We start from the raw sequence: 16,059 nt of genomic DNA on the forward strand, positions 1-16,059 counted from the left end.
GGTGACCATCAGACTGACTACACCACATCATAAGAAGGAAAAAACCGATGTTGAGCCTGTTCGGATTGCTGCTCGGCCTGGGGGGGCTGATCTGGCTGACCATGAGGGGCATGAGCCTCTTCCTCTCCGCCCCGCTTTGCGCCCTGCTGGTGGCCTTCACCGGCGGCGTACCCTTCTGGAGCGGGGGCAAGGGGGACTTCGTCAGCGGTTACATGAATGGCTTCGGCGGCTTCATCTCCGCCTGGTTCCTGATGTTCCTGCTGGGCTCCCTGTTCGGCAAGTTCATGGAGGACACCGGCGCCGCCGAGAGCCTGGCCCGGGCCATAGTACGCAAGCTCGGGCCCCAGCACGCGGCCCTGGCGGTGGTGCTGGCCTGCGCCGTACTCACCTACGGCGGCGTCTCCGTGTTCGTGGTGGCCTTCTCGGTCTACCCCATGGCCCTGTCGTTGTTCAAGGACGCCAACCTGCCACGCCGCTTCATACCGGCCACCCTGGCCTTCGGCTCCGTGACCTTCACCATGACCTCGGCCGGCTCGCCGGAGATCCAGAACTGGATCCCCATCAAGTACCTGCACACCAGCCCCTACGCCGGCTGGCAGGTGTCCCTGGTGGTGGGCCTGGTGATGGCCGTCATGGGCTATTTCTGGCTGCGCCACATGCTGGCCAAGGCGGTGGCCAGGGGCGAGCGCTTTGACGAGCGGGCCGGGGACCTGACCCTGGACGAACGGGCCCTGCCGCCGGCCTGGAGCGGCCTGGTGCCGCTGCTGGTGGTGCTGGTGCTGGCCTTCTTGCTGCACGAGCAGCTGGCCCAGGCGGCGCTGATCGTGGCCCTGGCCGGCGGCGTGTTCAGCCTCTGGCTGCTGAACTTCAAACATTTTCGTGACCAGCACCAGGCCGTGGGCCAGGCCACTACAGGGGCCCTGGTGGCCATAGGCAACACCTCGGCCGTGGTGGGTTTCGGGGCCGTGGCCAAGCTGTCGCCGGCCTTTGCCATGGTGGTGGATGCCATGACCGGCCTGCCCGGCAACGAGCTGGTGGGCGCCTCTGTGGCGGTGTCGGTGATAGCGGGCCTGACCGGCTCGGCCTCCGGCGGCCAGGCCATAGCCCTGCCGAGCATAGCCCCCCACTACCTGGCCCTGGGGGTGGACCCTTCTGCCCTGCACCGGGTGGTGGCCATCTCGTCCGGGGCCTTGGATTCGCTGCCCCATAACGGCTATGTGGTGACGACGGTGCGCGCCATCTGCGGCGAGCGCCACCAGGACGCCTACTGGCCCCTGGCGGCCCTGACGGTGGTGGTGCCGCTTATCGGTACAGCCCTGGCCATAGCCCTGTTCTGCTGGTTCTAAGGAGAGACCTATGCGTTATTTCATCGCCTGCCTGGCCTGGTGCTGGGCCCTTGGGGCCCAGGCCCTGCCGCTCGTTGAAAAACAGCGCTTCGAGCTGCCCAGCTTTACCACCCAGTCCGGCGCCACCCTCAAACAGGTGGCGGTGGGCTGGGAGGCCTACGGCAAGCTCAATGCCGACAAGTCCAACGCCATCCTCATCACCCATTTCTTCAGCGGCAATTCCCACGCCGCAGGCAAGTACAGCGACAGCGACCCCCTGCCGGGCTACTGGGACGCCATTATAGGCCCCGGCAAGGCCATCGACACCGACAAGTACTATGTGCTGAGCGTCGACACCCTGGCCAACGCCAATGCCTTCGACCCCCACGTCATCACCACAGGGCCCGCCAGCATCAACCCGGACACCGGCAAGCCTTACGGCCTGTCCTTCCCGGTGGTGTCCATCCGCGACTTCGTCAATGTGCAGAAGGCGCTGCTGGACAAGCTCGGCATCAAGAAGCTGCATGCCGTGGTGGGGGCCTCCATGGGCTCCTTCCAGGCCCTTGACTGGGCCGTGGCCTACCCGGACGAGGTGGAGCGGATGGTCAGCGTCATCGGCGCCGGCCAGATGGACCCCTGGACAGTGTTCGGCCTGGAGCGCTGGGCGGACGCCATCAAGGCCGATCCGGCCTGGAACGGCGGCGACTACTACGCCAAGGGCGAGCCCAAGGCCGGCCTCGACAGGGCGCTGGCCTATATCATCTACGACGCCACCTACCCGGACGGCTTCAACAGCCGCTACACGCCCCCCACGGACGAGGCGCCCAAGCTGGACATCCATGCCGGTTTCAAATCGGTGGACGAGCTGATGGGCCACGCCGCCATCCGCGCCCACTACCAGGACGCCAACGCCATCCTCTACCTGGTGCGGGCCTCGCAGATCTTCGTCGCCGGCTACAGCGGCCAACTGGAGGACAACCTCAAACGGGTTACCGCCAAGACCCTGTTCATGCCCTCCACCCATGACCGGCTGCTGGTGCCGCAGATGGCCCGCACCACCTACGAGACGCTGAAAAAGCTGGGCAAGGACAGCCAGTACCAGGAGATCACCGGCCCCTGGGGCCACCTGGACGGCCTGGTCAGCATCCAGACCCAGGCCAAGGTGTTGAAGGACTTTCTGGACAACTAAAAAAGGCCGGTTGCGGCTGATGTAACAAGGGGGCTTAAAGCCCCTTTCTTTTTATGGACGGAAGCAAGGGGCATGGGTACCGGAGCAAGAATTCAAGGCCCCCTTTAGTGCAGCGCCGGGATGAAGGCCGCGAGAGGGCCGCTGAGCCAAGGATGGCGAAGCAGGTGAGTATTCGTCGGGACACGCGTACGAACCGGTGCCCGGCAAGCGGCTTTCAGCGCGGATTGAGCGAAACGAGGGGGTGCACTCTTTGGTTACTTTCTCTTGCACAGAGAGAAAGTAACCCGCCCGCCGGGGCGGGACCCGGCATGTAAAGCAGCTTCTAGTTGTGGAAGGGCCTGAGATAAAAGGGGAGCTGGCGTCACGCTCTGCCATCCTATCTTTAATGCCAGCCCGCTGGGAAAACTGCGGGGCCTCTCTCAACGAACTGGCATTGCCGGCCATTTTTCAATGGCGGGGCAGGGCGGTGGAGACGAGGGTCGCCGCCAACAGGAAGGCGGCCGAGAACCAGAGGCAGGCCTCAAGTCCTGCCCATTGGTAGAGGGCGCCGGACAGCACTGTGCCCACCAGCCGGCCCATGGCGTTGGCCATGTAGTAAAAACCCACGTCCAGGGACACACCGTCCTCTTCGGCCAGATGCACTATCAAGAAGCTGTGCAGCGCCGAGTTCAGCGCAAAGAGCACCCCGAACAAGGCCAGCCCCGCCACCAGTACTGTGCCCGGCGGCCAGCCGGCGTCCAGCTCCAGGGCTATGGCCACAGGCACCAGGGTGAGAGGCGCCGCCCAGCGGGCAGCGCCTTGGGCCGTTGCTCCCGTCACCTTGGGGGCCAGGGCCTGGACGGCGCCGTAGCCCATCACCCAAAGGGCCAGGAAGCTGCCCACCTGCCAGTTGTTCCAGCCGAGGCGGTCGGCCAGGAATACCGGCAGCGCCACCACGAACCAGAGATCCCGGGCCCCGAACAGGAAGAAGCGGGCCGCCGACAGCAGGTTCACAGACCGGCTCTTGGAGAATATGTCGGTGAACTTGGGCTTGTTCTTGGCGCGGCCAAGGTCTGCTCTCAAGAAGACCAGGCTGGCCAGCCACACCAGGGCCAGCACCGCCGCCATGGCCGCGATAGCGCCCTGAAAGCCCAAGAGCGCCAGCAGCGCCGCCCCCAGGAAGAAACCGACGCCCTTGAGGGCATTCTTGGAGCCGGTCAGCACCGCCACCCAGTGGTAGAGGCTGTTGCCGCCGGCCAGCAGCTTGATGCTGCTCTTGGCGCTCATCTTGTTGAGATCCTTGGCGATACCGGACAGCGCCTGGGCCGCCATCACCCAGGGCACCGTCAGCCAGGAGGGCGGCAGCAGCATGCAAAGGGCCAGCACCTGCAGCCCCAGCCCCAGGTTCATGGTGTTGTTGAGGCCGAGGCGCGCCCCCAGCCAGCCCCCCACCAGGTTGGTCACCACCCCGAAGAACTCGTAGAAGAGGAACAGCATGGCGATGGCCAGGGGGCTGTAGCCGAGGTGCGCAAAGTGCAGCACCACCAGCATCCGCAAGGCCCCGTCGGTGAGAGTAAAGGCCCAGTAGTTGCCGGTGACCAGCAGGTACTGGCGCACCATGGGGCTGAGGCTGGCCAGCATCAAAGACCGCCCACCAGGCGGGCCAGCTCCATGGTGCGGTTCACGTAGCCCCATTCGTTGTCGTACCAGGCGTAGATCTTCACCTGGGTGCCGTTCACCACCAGGGTGGAGAGGGCGTCGATGACGCTGGAGTGGGGATCCGTCTTGTAATCCACCGACACCAGGGGCCGCTCCTCATAGCCCAAGATGCCTTTCAAGGGGCCTTCTGCTGCGGCCTTCAAGAGGGCGTTCACTTCTTCGGCGCTGGTTTCCCGCTCCACCTCGAAGACGCAGTCGGTCAGGGAGGCGTTGGCCAGGGGCACCCGCACCGCATGGCCGTTCAGCTTGCCCTTGAGGTCGGGGAAGATGTGGGTGATGGCGGTGGCCGAGCCTGTGGTGGTGGGAATGAGGCTGATGCCGCTGGCGCGGGCCCGGCGCAGATCCTTGTGGGGGGTATCCAGGATGGACTGGGTGTTGGTGAGATCGTGGATGGTGGTCATGGAGCCGTGACGGATGCCGAGCTGCTCGTGGATCACCTTGACCACGGGGGCCAGGCAGTTGGTGGTGCAAGAGGCGGCCGTCACTATGGGGTGTTTGGCCGGATCATAGAGGTGGTCGTTGACTCCCATCACCACGTTCAGCACCCCTTCTTCCTTGACCGGGGCCGTCACCACCACGCGTTTGACGCCCTGGTCAAGGTAGGCTTGCAGCAGCGCCTTGCTCTTCATCTTGCCGCTGGCCTCGATGACGACGTCACAGCCCGACCAGTCGGTGTCGGCTATGGCCTTGTTGGCCGTGCAGCGGATGCGTTTGCCGCCTATGAGGATCGCGTCTTCCTCGCTGGTGGCCTCATGCTGCCAGCGGCCGTGGACCGAATCGAAGGTCAGGAGGTGGGCCAGGGTGGCGGCGTCCCCGGCCGGGTCGTTTATCTGCACGAACTCGAAGTCCGGCCAGTTCCAGGCGGCCCTCAGCGCCAGCCTGCCCATGCGGCCAAAGCCGTTGATCCCTATCTTGATGCTCATCACTTGCTCCTTTGGCCTTTGGGCCGCATATGGAATTTCAGGTAAAAACTTAGCAGCAGCGGCTGGCGCCCTGGGGGCCCTGCATGGCGCAGGGCAGCTTGCTGAGCTGGGGGGCCAGGAAGGGGCCGTTGCCCTCGAGGCTCAGGGCCAGTACCTGGCTGGCCCAGGCCGGCAGCTCGTGGGCCAGGCGGTAGAAGACCCACTTGCCGTCCCGGCGGGCCGACAAGAGTCCTGCTTCGCGCAGCTGCGCCAGGTGGCGGGACACCTTGGGCTGGCTGAGGGCCAGGGCTTCGGTCAGCTCGCAGACGCAGAGTTCGCCCTTGGCGGCCAGCATCAGCAGGCAGCGCAGCCGGGTGTCGTCGGCCAGGCATTTGTAGAAAGTCAGGGGATCCATGGCGGCTCCTTTTCACATATGGCAATCATTATATATGGAATGGTGAATGTGAAAAGGCCAAAAAAAGGCGGCCATCAGGCCGCCGCTTCTTTTTCCGCTTCCCTGGCTCTTGGCCACCAGGCCAGCAACAGGCCGAGGGCCGAACAGGCGGCCTGGGCCAGCACTATGGCGGTCACTGTCCCGGGCAGCAGCGCCGACAGCGCCGACACCACCCCGGCCAGACTGAAGGCCAGGGCGCCCATCAGGGCTGCTGCCGTGCCGCCGTGCTCGGCAAAATACTCCATGTAGCAGGCCTGGTTGTTGGGGCTGATGGCACCCATGGCCCCCACCGTCAGCATCATGGCCGGCAGGAAGAGGCTCAAGCTGGGGGCGAAGCTCAGCACCAGCAGCAGGGCCCCTATGCCAAGGGCCTGGAGCAGCAGGCCGACCCGCAGTATGGGGTGGGGATCGAAGTGGCCCAGCAGGCGGCGGTTTGTCAGGTTCATCACCAGCATCATGCCGATGTTGGCGCCAAACAGCATGGCGAAGGTGCCGGGGCTGACCCCGAAGTGCTGCTGATAGATGAAGGAGGAATGGGTGATGAAGAGCAGCATCACCGAGAAGGCCATGGCCTGGATAAAGAGGTAGCGCAGGGCAGGGCGGGTGGCCAGCACGGCGCCGTAGCGGCGCCAGGCGCTGATGGCCTGGGCCTTGGGTTTTTGCTGGCGGCCGCGGAACAGGCTGGCCTTGAGCACCAGCACCATCAGGGCGCCGTAGAGCCCGAGGAACCCGAAGATGCTTTGCCAGCCGAAGGCGGTCAGCAGCAGGCTGCCGAGGCTGGGGGCAAAGGCCGGGGCCGCCGCCATGATGAGGCCGATGAGGCTGAACAGCTTGGCCGCTTCCCGGCCCGAGAGCCTGTCCCGCACCAGGGCCGGCACGCAGACCACGGCCCAGCCGCCGCCGAAGGCCTGCACGGCGCGCCAGGCCAGCAGGCCTTCCAGGCTGGTGACCTGGCTGATGAAGAAGCTGGCGCCGGCGAAGATGGCGAGGCCGCTCAGCATCACCGGCGCCCGGCCCCAGCGGTCGGACAAAGGCCCGCCCACCAGCTGGCCGAAGGACAGCACGAAGACGTAGAGGGAGATGGACAGGGAAATGGCGTGCACTTCACTGCCCAGCGCCTGGGCCAGCACAGGGAAGGCGGGCAGGTAAGTGTCTATGGCGAGCGGCCCCAGGGCCATGGTCATGGCCAGGAAGAGGGCGAAGCCGGGGATGGGTTTGTGCTCTGTCATCATGACTCCCTTGTTGACAAGGGCCACCTTAAAAGAGATGGTTGATTAGTTCAACTAATTTAGTGATGCCATGACAGACAACCTCCACCTCGAAACCCGGCTCAGCGCCTTGATGAGCCAGATGCGCCAGCAGTTCAACCAGGCCTTGGCCGCCCAGGGGCTTGAGCTTAGCCCGCCCCAGGCCCAGCTGCTGACCCTGATAGGCCAGGAACCCGGCATCAATGGCCGCCAACTGGCCGAAAAGACGGGCCGGGACAAGGCCACCATTACCCGGCTGCTGGCCAGCCTGGAGCCTTTCCTTGAAAGGCGCGTCGATGCGGCCGACCAGCGCTGCCAGTGCCTCCATCTCAATGCCGAAGGGGAGCGCCGGGCCGCCCAGGTCAACAGTGCCCGCCGCCAGGCCTACGGTGCCCTCTTCGCGCCCCTGGGGGTTCAGGAAAAGGCGCAGCTGGCGGCGCTGCTGCAAAAATGCCTGGGCCGGGAAGGGGAAACTGGCGCATCATAGGCGCTTTTGTTTTGCCAAGAGACGCCCATGAGCAACCCAGACAGCTTCAGCGAGCAGGAACTGATCGAGATAGTCGAGAACCAGCTGGCCGACAACCACCCCATCAAGGTCAAGGAAACCCTGCTGCGCCTGACCATGACCGGCATGGACCGCGAAGAGGCCGTCCAGTACATCGCCTGCGCCCTGGCCCTGGAGATCCAGGCCGTGGTGGAAGAGGGCGGTGCCTTCGACGAGGCCCGTTACGGCCGCCACCTGGCCATGCTGCCCGAGATGCCCTGGGCCGAAGAATAAAAAAGCGCCGTGATCCGAGGTGGGCCTGGCCCTGCTCTTTACGGGGACGGCCACCTGGCCATGCTGCCCGAGATGCCCTGGGCCGAAGAGTAAAAACAGCGCTCTGACGCCAGGCGGGCCTGGCCCTGCTCTTTACGGGAACGGCCATCTGGCGATGCTGCCCGAGATGCCCTGGGCCGAAGAGTAAAAAAGCGCCGTGATCCGAGGTGGGCCTGGCCCTGCTCTTTACGGGGACGGCCACCTGGCCATGCTCCCGGAAATGCCCTGGGCCGAAGAATAAAAAAGCGCCGTGATCCGAGGCGGGCCTGGCCCAGCTCTTTACGGGAACAGCCACCTGGCGATGCTCCCTGAAATGCCTTGGGCCGACGAATAACCCGGCTTTACAGGCGCTTATCACCGCGTTAACGTGGCGGCTCCACAGCCAAAGGGAGTCGTCATGGTCCAGCTCTATATCGCCAACAAGAACTATTCCTCCTGGTCGCTGCGCCCCTGGCTGCTGCTGAAGGTGCTGGATATTCCCTTCGAGGAAATACTGGTGCCCTTCTGCGAGGGGGACAACTTCGAGCAGTTCCGCAGCTTCTCTCCCAACGGCAAGGTCCCCTGCCTGGTGGACGGCGGCCTGGCCGTCTGGGACAGCCTGGCCATCGCCGAATACCTGGCCGAGCAGTTCGACGGCGTCTGGCCGGCGGATAAAGCCGCCCGCGCCTTTGCCCGTTCGGCCAGTGCCGAGATGCACTCGGGCTTTTCCAACCTCCGTAACATCTGCACCATGAACTGCGGCCTGAGGGTACAGCTTTTTGAGCGCAGCCCGGCGTTGGACGCCGAAATAAAGCGTATCGAAGAGCTCTGGTTGGAAGGCCTGGAGCGCTTCGGCGGCCCTTACCTTGCTGGCCCGGCCTTCAGCGCCGTCGACGCCTTCTTCGCCCCCGTCGCTTTCCGCTTTTGCGGTTACGGCATTGCCTTGAGCCCCCAGGCCGAGGCCTATGTGCAGCGGCTGTTGGCCCTGCCCGCCATGCAGGAATGGGAGCAGGCCGCCCTGCTGGAGACTTGGCGCGAACCCGGCCACGAGGCCGAAGCCAAGGCGGCCGGCACCTGGCTGGCGGATAGGCGGGCCAAGCTGAAGACGGCGCGGCTGGCGCTGCGTGAGCTGAACCTCGATGACGCCCCCTTCGTGCTCGAGATGCTCAACCAGCCGGCCTGGATCCGTTTCATCGGTGACCGGGGGATCCGGGATCTCAAGGGCGCCGAGGCCTATATTCAGGACGGCCCCCGCACCAGCTACCAACAGCACGGCTTTGGTCTCTACCTGATCAGCCTTCACGATGGTACCCCTCTCGGCCTCTGCGGCTTCCTGCAGCGCGACTACCTGGACCATCCTGACATCGGTTTTGCCCTCCATAGCGACCACTGGGGCCAGGGCTATGCCCTGGAAGCGGCCCAGGCCGTCATGGCCCAGGGCCGCGCCCAGGGCATCACCAAGGTGCTGGCCATCACCACCGAAGACAACCAGGCCTCGGGCAGGCTGCTGCGCAAGCTGGGCCTCGCCGAGCAGGGCAGGGTGCTGCCTCCGGGGGCGGACGCCGAGCTCAAGCTCTTTGCCAACTGAGCAGGGATAGGCAAGGCGAAGCCGCCTTGTCTTCCCTGGCCCCTTCATTAGCGACAGGTTATGGTCGCCTTTTTCTGGCAAGGTTACCGTCGCCCCAGCAACCGCAGTTGAAGGACAATCCTGATGGCGCAGCGCCCGCTCTTCGCTACCCTCACCACGCCCCTGGTCATACTGGTGCTGGCCACTGCCGCCACCCTTTATGGCGACCGGATCCCCGGCCAATGGTTGCCGGCCCTGGCCTGGCTGCCCTATGCCCTGGGGGCAGTGGGGCTCTGGCTGGCCTTGCAGTTTGCCAAGCGCCAGTTGCTGCTGAGCGTGGCCCTGACGTTGCTGGGTTATGGCTTGATCCAGGGCCTGTTGCAGGCCCCCATCAGTGACCCCTTGGTGCGTTACAGCTACGATCTGTTGAGCCTGGGGCTACCCCTGGCATTGCTCTGTAACCAGCTGCTGAGCGAGCGGGGCCTGGGCCACCCCCAGGCCTTATTACTCTACTGCCTGGTGGTGCTGGCCTTGCTGCTGGCGGTCGCCGCCTACCCCTTGGCTGGCACCGTCCTGGTCACCTGGCTGGACCAGCATTTTGCCCTCCATGCCTTTGACGGGCTGGTGGTCAGCCTGGCCGCCCTGGTCTTCGGCGCCCTGGCGCTGCTGGCCGGTGCTGTGCATTTTCTGCGCAGGAAAGACACCCTCGGCGCCGGCCTGCTGTTCGTCATGCTGGCCAATCTATTGCCCCTCTATTTTCTGGACTGGCCCTTCGTCTCCAGCCTTTTTGCCAGTGCCGCCCTGACCATAGCCCTGGTGACCGGCATCAAGACCTCCCATGATCTCGCCTACCGTGACGCCCTGACCGGCCTCAACGGCCGCCGCAAGCTCTTCGAACGGCTGGCAGGCCTGTCCCGCCACTACAGCCTGGCTATGCTCGACATCGACCACTTCAAGAGTTTCAACGACAGCTATGGCCACGACGTGGGGGACGACGTCCTGGCCATGGTGGCCGCCAAGATTGCCCAGGTCGGTGGTGGCGGTGAGGTGTTCCGTTACGGCGGCGAGGAGTTCACCCTGATCTTCCCCGGCCGTAGCCGTGACAGCGCCGTCCAATACCTCGAGGAAGTGCGGGAGCTGATCGCCAATACCCCTTTCATCATCCGCGACAAAGCCAAGCGCAAGCAGGGCAGTGCCGAGCAGCGGGGCAGGGGAGCCAAGGGCCGGAAGCAGGTGCAGATCACCGTCAGCATCGGCGTCGCCGAGAAGCAAAAAGGTCAGGGCCAGCCCGAGGTGCTGATCAAGGCCGCCGACCAGGCCCTCTACCAGGCCAAGAAGAAAGGCCGCAACTGTGTGGTGGCCGCTTAGCGCTTCTACCCTGATGCCTTGCTTTACAGATAGTTAACCCTCTGTTAGCGTCGGGAGTTAGGTAAAACTCGAAGTTGAAGCACCGCTTTGACGCAGTTTTACGCGACAAAATCGTTGGGAACGGTTGGGGCCGCCGAGGCTTGAACATTGGAGCTAGCGACGATGGCCCGCAGGGCGAAGACCAAGGAAGGTCTGAGTATCACCGGATGGCCGAGCTGGAAGGCCCACCAGGGATGGGTCGGGAGTCGGGACCTCATTAGGGGAGCCTATTGGCGAAACTGATGACAGGGATGCTATCAGCAATTGAGAGCTGTGACTCAAGGGTGGGTGAGCCTCGAAGTCAAAGCACTGCTTTGACGCAGGCGAACGCGAGTACACAGGATGTACGAGCCGGGTGCCCCGCCAGGGACGGTGTCCCAAGGGGGGATCATCAGATGGCGCCTCAAAGCAAGACTGATGATAGGGAAGCGATCAGCAATTGGGAGCTGTGACTCAAGGGTGGGGAGCCTCGAAGTCAAAGTGCTGCTTTGACGCAGGCGAACGCGAGTACACAGGATGTACGAGCCGGGTGCCCCGCCAGGGACGGTTTCCTAAGGGGGGACTGTTTAGGAAGAATACAACGAGTCACGGATGACTGGATTAGTGCATTCCAGGGGCGGTAGCTTGGCTCTTCGAAAGACAGATTCCCGTCTTAGTTCATTGTATTTATTGAATTTCCTTTGTAACTGCGAGTTGCTTTACATGCCGGTTCCCGCACCGGCGGGCGTGATACTTTGTTTTCGCACAAAGTATCCAAAGGCACCGCCCCTGACGTTACGCGATGTCCTTACCTCTGGTCGCTCGGAGGCCACCGGCTCATACGCGCTCCCGGCACGTATTCGCCTGCCTCGACGTCCTGTCTCGGCTGGCCTTTCACTCCCGGCAGTAAGGCGCTCCACTTAAAAGGGGCTCCGGGGCCTTATCTGCAGGTTTGGCTGGGTGTGAAAGGATGGCCTGCGTCGTTCAGTTTTCTGGATGGGCATACAGTATGAACGGCATTGGACGCAGACAGATGCGCACTATCCTCCCCGGCCAATGCGCGTTTTTCACCTCCAACCAGTAGTAAGTGGTTGATGGGGCGGGTTTTATCGTGATCCGATGAGTAGATAGTCGAGCCAGGGCTGGAATGATAACGCGCATGCTCGTTTTCATCCTTGGACATATTATGACACTGGTGAAATACATAGGGGGATCAGCGCCTTGTACAACCTTATAGGCACTGGTCCAATGAGACAAAGCGCGCATGCGCACTATTACGCTGTTAGTTTTCGGGAAATATGGATGCCTATTGAAACAGATGAAGAACTTGCCGTTGCTGTCAGAAAGGCTGGTCAAATCCTTCAAGAAATTCAAGATTATTGTGGTCGCGAAAATCGGCAAGACGCAAAGGTTCGCTTTCCTCGTGGCTATCTTAGGACTGCTAGTGAGCAGCGTAGTCGGCTAGAGTTCGTTCAATCTCAAGATCTAAAATCGAATTTATCGTACACCTTAATTTTAACGGATAGCATTCTTTGGTTACTGGTCAGAACGGATATAGCTGCAACAGCGAAAGACATGTTAATAAAGGTCTTTATATTCCTTGGAGGGGCATTGATTGAGGGTATCCTTTCCGATTACCTTTCAGGTGTTGTCGGTAGGCAGCGTTCTTTTAAGAAAAGAACTGAATACCTTTTAGAAAACGATCTTATTACGCAAACATTGCATGATGATTTAAATTGGGTTTGGGATATGCGGAATAACATGCACTTATTTTTGCTAGATGGTCGAGAATATGAAAATTCATACAATGCATCTTCGCATGTAAGGTGCGCGAATGCCTTTAAAGAGTTAATTCAAACCTTGAGTAGTACTGGCCGTATAAATGAAAACTAACAAGTTGTTGTAATTGACTCGGAAAAAGCCCCTCACAATTAAACAAAGGCGTTATGCATCAGGAGTAAGCATTGAAACTCGATGAATATTTCGAAGAGTACAGAAAGACCCTGGCGGCTGAATTTGAAGGCGCATTCCCAAGGGATATGGCCTCATGTATCGCCGCTGGGTATTACGCCGGACTGAGTGTTGAGAAAATGCACGTGTTCATGGTTAGGCGTGCGGAAATATCAAGTGTCTCGGTAGCGCTAGCAAACCAAAACACATCCCCCGCTGATATAGAGAAAATTATCCAGGCTCGTAAGGCTGGGAAAATCTACCCGGCGGACATATTGCGCCACGCCTTCGAACCTCAAGAGGTCAAAGAGGACCTTAGGAAAGAAGTGTTCGATGACAAAAATGCATAACAATCGCAGTCACAGCGACGGCTTTTCCGTTGCGGCTTCGCCTTCACTACAAAGCCGCGCGTGCTGCGGGCGTTATACCTAAGGAGAATCAGGTGACCTGCACTGAAATAGTCACATTGCTAAAGGATCTTGTGCTTTCTGGTGCTGCAATTACTGGCGCGGTTGTGGCCGTGAAAGGCCTAGGTACTTGGCAGCGCCAATTGAAGGGGCAATCTGAATACGAGCTTTCGCGCCGAATATTGGTGTCTGTATTCAAATACAGAGACGCGATTAATGGTGTTCGTCATCCTGCAATGTGGGCGCACGAAATGCCTTCTCCGCCAGAGGAAGAAGCTAAAACAATGTCCCGCGAACAAATACGTTTCTACGGCACTTCGAAGGCTTATCAAGCAAGATGGGACAAAGTTCAAGCTGAAAGAACAACGCTATATGCTGACCTACTTGAAGCGGAAGCCATTTGGGGCACGGAGCTTAAAGAACTGTTTAAAGGGGTATTCGGTCTCGAGCATGAATTATTTACGCGAATTCGCCATTACGTTGAACTCATAAACCCCGATACCGATGAAGCGTCAAAAGGGGCCATAAGAAACATAGATAAGAAAGCTCGCGACATTATGTACGACAATTTGAGCGAGGAGCCCGATGAATACAAACAAGATCTTATTAGGGCGATCGAGGAAATTGAAAAATACCTCAAGCCAAAGCTGAGTCATGAAAAGGTATAACAATCACATTCAGCCGACCCAAAAGCCGCTGCGCGGTTTTCAGTCGTCTGATGTGTGGCGTTAACTACATATGCGACATAATTGGCCTTTGCTATTAACTTTGACACTTAGTGGATGCAGCGCTGGTGCAGGGTTCCATCAATACATCATTTCCAAGCCGAGTGCTTCGAGTTTTGAGTCTATTGGCCATTTTCAACATTGCTTCTATGACGAATTAGATTTAGGTCAATGCGGTTTTATGTCTGTTGCTTCTTCAGGTAAATTAGCTCTTATACAAGATGCACCAACGGGCAATCTTTACTTTGTCTACGCGGAAAGTAACGAGAAGCTTTGGGTAACAGATACTTTTATCGGGCTAGTTGAATCCGCCTTATGGAATGAGAATGATGGAATCATCAGAGTAAAAGGTAATGGCTTTGAAAAATCATTTAATATCCCCCAAAGTAGTTAACAAGTCGTTGAAAAACGAAGTGCAGAAAAGCACACTCGTTTTAACTGAGCGTTAGTACTCAAGGAAAATATGTTCCATCTAATAAGAAATTCTGAGCTGGAAGTAACTCTTAATGTTTCGGGCGTAGATGATCATCTCCCATCCGTAGCTTTTAATATAGGTGTTACATGGAACATGCCCTTTCAAAAGGCAAGCATTGAAATATTAGAGTGTTGGTTTGAGTGTTCAGCTATAGATGATTTTCATTCAGAACTTAAGACTTTGGTGAGCCTAGAGAATGGTACCGCAACGCTGTCAGATTTGAGTTATAACCCGGTTGTTATCTTTACCAAGTCTGGAAATGAATTCATTACACAAATTTTTACACAAGACTCGTCTGATCTTGGTCGAATCTCATTAAAGGTAAATGGCTATTCTACAGAGTTATCTGAAATAGCAGAGAGATTAGGGAATTTCGAAAAATGGTGGTAAAAGTACTAACAAGTAAAGGCAAACCGACGCGCAAAAAAGCGCGCGCGATTGCTTTAGGCGTTAACTGCTCTAGGAGATTTCGGTGCAAAAAATTATTGACGCAATAAAATTGAGTGGCCTCAAAGAGGTTTACTTTGGCGCCAATGGTTTCAGTATTGCGGATGAGAACAGTATTAATGACCTTCAGCTAGGCTTTAGCTTACATCCAGACGGTACTGATTTAACTGGCTCAAACGAAGGTGATTGGAAAAAGGGTTGGATTGTTATCGGAACGGACACAGTAGTTGGAGATCCGTTCTTCGTAGATACAAACCAACCATTGCTACCCGTTTATACTTCAATGCACGGCATGGGTGAGTGGAGCGCGGAGCTAGTTTCTGCTTCGTTGCCTTCATTCCTCGAAACTCTTTCCTACTTAAGCTGCCTTAGCAAACAAGAGTCCGCACGCATAGACCCAGATGAAAATACAATCACAGATACTAAAGAGCTTTCAGCCATTGAGAAAAAGCTGAATGAGATATCAGGTGAAAAATGTTACTGGAAAAACTTTATCGAGCAGCACAAAGAATGGGTTGAGGAGTTCAACAGTTAACAAGGCCAGCCAGCAGCGCTCCCGTTGGTCGCTGGACCTCGTTTCACTCGGCCGCTGCTGGCGGCGTTAGTGGCTTAGGATAGATATGAACCAGACAATACATTTCAAGACGTCAATGTTTGATGTTTCTAAGGAAAGAGAGAATCCTATCAATCCAATATATGGCCTATCGTTATTGGAATGGTTGCGAAACGAACTTAAAGGGAATCTTGAGATTACCGAGCCAGATGCAGAAGATTGGGGTTGGTATTGCGAACTATCGTATGAGGGTAATAACTACCTAATTGGTTCATGCGCCTATTTTGAAGAAGGTGATGATCCGAATCACGAATTGGAGTGGGTATTTCAAGTTGATAAACAGCGAAGTTTCAAAGAAAAGCTATTTGGAAAAAACAAAATGAGTGCATCTGATGGCTGCTTTTTGTTCTTCAAAGAGCTGTTCGAGGAAAATCCCAATTTTAAAGAGGTTCAAGTTGCGTAGGCCACTAACAAGGCCAATCAGCATCGCCCCTGCGGGGCTGGACCTCGCTACGCTCGGCCGCTGTTGGCGGCGTTATATTTTAAGGATGATTCGTGCGTAAATTTCTAACTATACTACTCTGTTTTAATTTAATTGGCTGTGCCTCTAATCAGGCAGTTCAAAATACTGATCCAAATGTGTATCAACTTGAGCAAGTAGATGCTCCCTCGAAGTGGATTATTCATATCTCTCCCATTTACCCTAAAAAAGCGCTTGAAGAAAAAGTAGAAGGTTGGGTAAAAATGTCAGCCGTTATAACTGAAAATGGTAAAGTAACAGAAATTAAAGTTATTGATTCTCAACCAAAAGGTGTATTTGAAACAGAAGCCAAAAGGGCTTTTTGTAAATGGGTTTATAAACCTGCACTTTTAAACGGTAAAACAGTAAAGGTATACCGAGAAGAAACGGTGGAGTTTAAAATATAACAAACTGTTAA

Annotated in this window: 17 protein-coding genes and 2 pseudogenes; 15 read left to right on the top strand and 4 right to left on the bottom strand. The window is 58.2% G+C overall.

Annotated features, from left to right (window positions below; all coding sequences use genetic code 11):
* Nucleotides 1-47 precede the first annotated feature (47 nt).
* Together PVT67_RS07590 and PVT67_RS07595 are read left to right on the top strand one after the other, a co-directional pair.
* Nucleotides 48-1,346 (top strand): GntP family permease, encoded by a 1,299-nt coding sequence (locus PVT67_RS07590; protein WP_301499300.1) that lies wholly within the window; start codon nt 48-50, stop codon nt 1,344-1,346.
* A gap of 10 nt (nt 1,347-1,356) precedes the next feature.
* The gene (locus tag PVT67_RS07595) at nt 1,357-2,514 is read left to right on the top strand and encodes an E22 family MetX-like putative esterase (RefSeq protein ID WP_301499301.1); all 1,158 of its coding nucleotides are present in this window, start codon (nt 1,357-1,359) and stop codon (nt 2,512-2,514) included.
* A 447-nt stretch (nt 2,515-2,961) separates the two neighbouring features.
* Here PVT67_RS07595 and arsJ read toward each other — a convergent pair whose 3' ends face one another.
* The 4 genes from arsJ to PVT67_RS07615 all read right to left on the bottom strand — a co-directional run bounded on the left by arsJ (nt 2,962) and on the right by PVT67_RS07615 (nt 6,797).
* On the bottom strand, nt 2,962-4,134 hold the full coding sequence (gene arsJ / locus PVT67_RS07600) for an organoarsenical effux MFS transporter ArsJ (RefSeq protein WP_301499302.1): 1,173 nt from the start codon (nt 4,132-4,134) through the stop codon (nt 2,962-2,964).
* A complete protein-coding gene (locus PVT67_RS07605; protein ID WP_301499303.1) occupies nt 4,134-5,135 on the bottom strand; it encodes an ArsJ-associated glyceraldehyde-3-phosphate dehydrogenase in 1,002 nt (333 codons plus the stop codon). The genes arsJ and PVT67_RS07605 overlap by 1 nt, the downstream gene beginning before the upstream one ends.
* A gap of 49 nt (nt 5,136-5,184) precedes the next feature.
* Nucleotides 5,185-5,529, bottom strand: coding sequence for a metalloregulator ArsR/SmtB family transcription factor (locus PVT67_RS07610; protein WP_301499304.1), 345 nt, complete (start codon nt 5,527-5,529; stop codon nt 5,185-5,187).
* A gap of 74 nt (nt 5,530-5,603) precedes the next feature.
* Nucleotides 5,604-6,797: a multidrug effflux MFS transporter gene (locus PVT67_RS07615; protein WP_301499305.1), complete on the bottom strand. Its 1,194-nt coding sequence runs from the start codon at nt 6,795-6,797 to the stop codon at nt 5,604-5,606.
* Nucleotides 6,798-6,867: 70 nt separating this feature from the next.
* On the opposite strand from PVT67_RS07615, the gene PVT67_RS07620 reads away from it, so the two are divergent.
* The 13 genes and pseudogenes from PVT67_RS07620 (at nt 6,868) to PVT67_RS07680 (ending at nt 16,048) form a co-directional block, all read left to right on the top strand.
* Nucleotides 6,868-7,302, top strand: coding sequence for a MarR family winged helix-turn-helix transcriptional regulator (locus PVT67_RS07620; RefSeq protein WP_301499306.1), 435 nt, complete (start codon nt 6,868-6,870; stop codon nt 7,300-7,302).
* 27 nt (nt 7,303-7,329) lie between these two features.
* The gene (locus tag PVT67_RS07625) at nt 7,330-7,593 is read left to right on the top strand and encodes a hypothetical protein (RefSeq protein WP_301499307.1); all 264 of its coding nucleotides are present in this window, start codon (nt 7,330-7,332) and stop codon (nt 7,591-7,593) included.
* 436 nt (nt 7,594-8,029) lie between these two features.
* A pseudogene (locus tag PVT67_RS07630) lies at nt 8,030-8,707 on the top strand (glutathione S-transferase family protein); the annotation flags it as partial.
* Between the two features lie 75 nt (nt 8,708-8,782).
* Nucleotides 8,783-9,199, top strand: a pseudogene (locus PVT67_RS07635) (GNAT family N-acetyltransferase); the annotation flags it as partial.
* 123 nt (nt 9,200-9,322) lie between these two features.
* Entirely contained in the window at nt 9,323-10,546 is a 1,224-nt protein-coding gene (locus PVT67_RS07640; RefSeq protein WP_301499308.1) for a GGDEF domain-containing protein, read from the top strand.
* Nucleotides 10,547-11,866: 1,320 nt separating this feature from the next.
* Nucleotides 11,867-12,457: a hypothetical protein gene (locus PVT67_RS07645; RefSeq protein WP_301499309.1), complete on the top strand. Its 591-nt coding sequence runs from the start codon at nt 11,867-11,869 to the stop codon at nt 12,455-12,457.
* 71 nt (nt 12,458-12,528) lie between these two features.
* A complete protein-coding gene (locus tag PVT67_RS07650; protein ID WP_301499310.1) occupies nt 12,529-12,864 on the top strand; it encodes a hypothetical protein in 336 nt (111 codons plus the stop codon).
* Nucleotides 12,865-12,956: 92 nt separating this feature from the next.
* Nucleotides 12,957-13,589, top strand: coding sequence for a hypothetical protein (locus PVT67_RS07655; protein ID WP_301499311.1), 633 nt, complete (start codon nt 12,957-12,959; stop codon nt 13,587-13,589).
* Between the two features lie 70 nt (nt 13,590-13,659).
* A complete protein-coding gene (locus PVT67_RS07660; RefSeq protein ID WP_301499312.1) occupies nt 13,660-14,040 on the top strand; it encodes a hypothetical protein in 381 nt (126 codons plus the stop codon).
* A gap of 69 nt (nt 14,041-14,109) precedes the next feature.
* Nucleotides 14,110-14,511, top strand: coding sequence for a hypothetical protein (locus tag PVT67_RS07665; protein WP_301499313.1), 402 nt, complete (start codon nt 14,110-14,112; stop codon nt 14,509-14,511).
* An 82-nt stretch (nt 14,512-14,593) separates the two neighbouring features.
* Nucleotides 14,594-15,103: a hypothetical protein gene (locus tag PVT67_RS07670; RefSeq protein ID WP_301499314.1), complete on the top strand. Its 510-nt coding sequence runs from the start codon at nt 14,594-14,596 to the stop codon at nt 15,101-15,103.
* A gap of 85 nt (nt 15,104-15,188) precedes the next feature.
* Nucleotides 15,189-15,584: a hypothetical protein gene (locus tag PVT67_RS07675; protein WP_301499315.1), complete on the top strand. Its 396-nt coding sequence runs from the start codon at nt 15,189-15,191 to the stop codon at nt 15,582-15,584.
* A gap of 92 nt (nt 15,585-15,676) precedes the next feature.
* Nucleotides 15,677-16,048 carry an energy transducer TonB gene (locus PVT67_RS07680; protein WP_301499316.1) on the top strand — a complete coding sequence of 124 codons (372 nt, stop codon included), beginning with the start codon at nt 15,677-15,679 and terminating at the stop codon, nt 16,046-16,048.
* Nucleotides 16,049-16,059: the final 11 nt, after the last annotated feature.

This window comes from Gallaecimonas kandeliae (assembly GCF_030450055.1).
GTDB lineage: Bacteria > Pseudomonadota > Gammaproteobacteria > Enterobacterales > Gallaecimonadaceae > Gallaecimonas > Gallaecimonas kandeliae.

Bases quoted from the DNA above. Each gene is read 5' to 3' on its own strand.
- PVT67_RS07605 (WP_301499303.1), bottom strand. From the start codon at position 5,135: ATGAGCATCAAGATAGGGATCAACGGCTTTGGCCGCATGGGCAGGCTG.
- PVT67_RS07675 (WP_301499315.1), top strand. From the start codon at position 15,189: ATGAACCAGACAATACATTTCAAGACGTCAATGTTTGATGTTTCTAAG.
- PVT67_RS07645 (WP_301499309.1), top strand. From the start codon at position 11,867: ATGCCTATTGAAACAGATGAAGAACTTGCCGTTGCTGTCAGAAAGGCT.
- PVT67_RS07640 (WP_301499308.1), top strand. From the start codon at position 9,323: ATGGCGCAGCGCCCGCTCTTCGCTACCCTCACCACGCCCCTGGTCATA.
- PVT67_RS07595 (WP_301499301.1), top strand. From the start codon at position 1,357: ATGCGTTATTTCATCGCCTGCCTGGCCTGGTGCTGGGCCCTTGGGGCC.
- PVT67_RS07665 (WP_301499313.1), top strand. From the start codon at position 14,110: ATGTTCCATCTAATAAGAAATTCTGAGCTGGAAGTAACTCTTAATGTT.
- PVT67_RS07615 (WP_301499305.1), bottom strand. From the start codon at position 6,797: ATGACAGAGCACAAACCCATCCCCGGCTTCGCCCTCTTCCTGGCCATG.
- PVT67_RS07620 (WP_301499306.1), top strand. From the start codon at position 6,868: ATGACAGACAACCTCCACCTCGAAACCCGGCTCAGCGCCTTGATGAGC.
- arsJ (WP_301499302.1), bottom strand. From the start codon at position 4,134: ATGCTGGCCAGCCTCAGCCCCATGGTGCGCCAGTACCTGCTGGTCACC.
- PVT67_RS07610 (WP_301499304.1), bottom strand. From the start codon at position 5,529: ATGGATCCCCTGACTTTCTACAAATGCCTGGCCGACGACACCCGGCTG.
- PVT67_RS07590 (WP_301499300.1), top strand. From the start codon at position 48: ATGTTGAGCCTGTTCGGATTGCTGCTCGGCCTGGGGGGGCTGATCTGG.
- PVT67_RS07625 (WP_301499307.1), top strand. From the start codon at position 7,330: ATGAGCAACCCAGACAGCTTCAGCGAGCAGGAACTGATCGAGATAGTC.
- PVT67_RS07660 (WP_301499312.1), top strand. From the start codon at position 13,660: ATGCGACATAATTGGCCTTTGCTATTAACTTTGACACTTAGTGGATGC.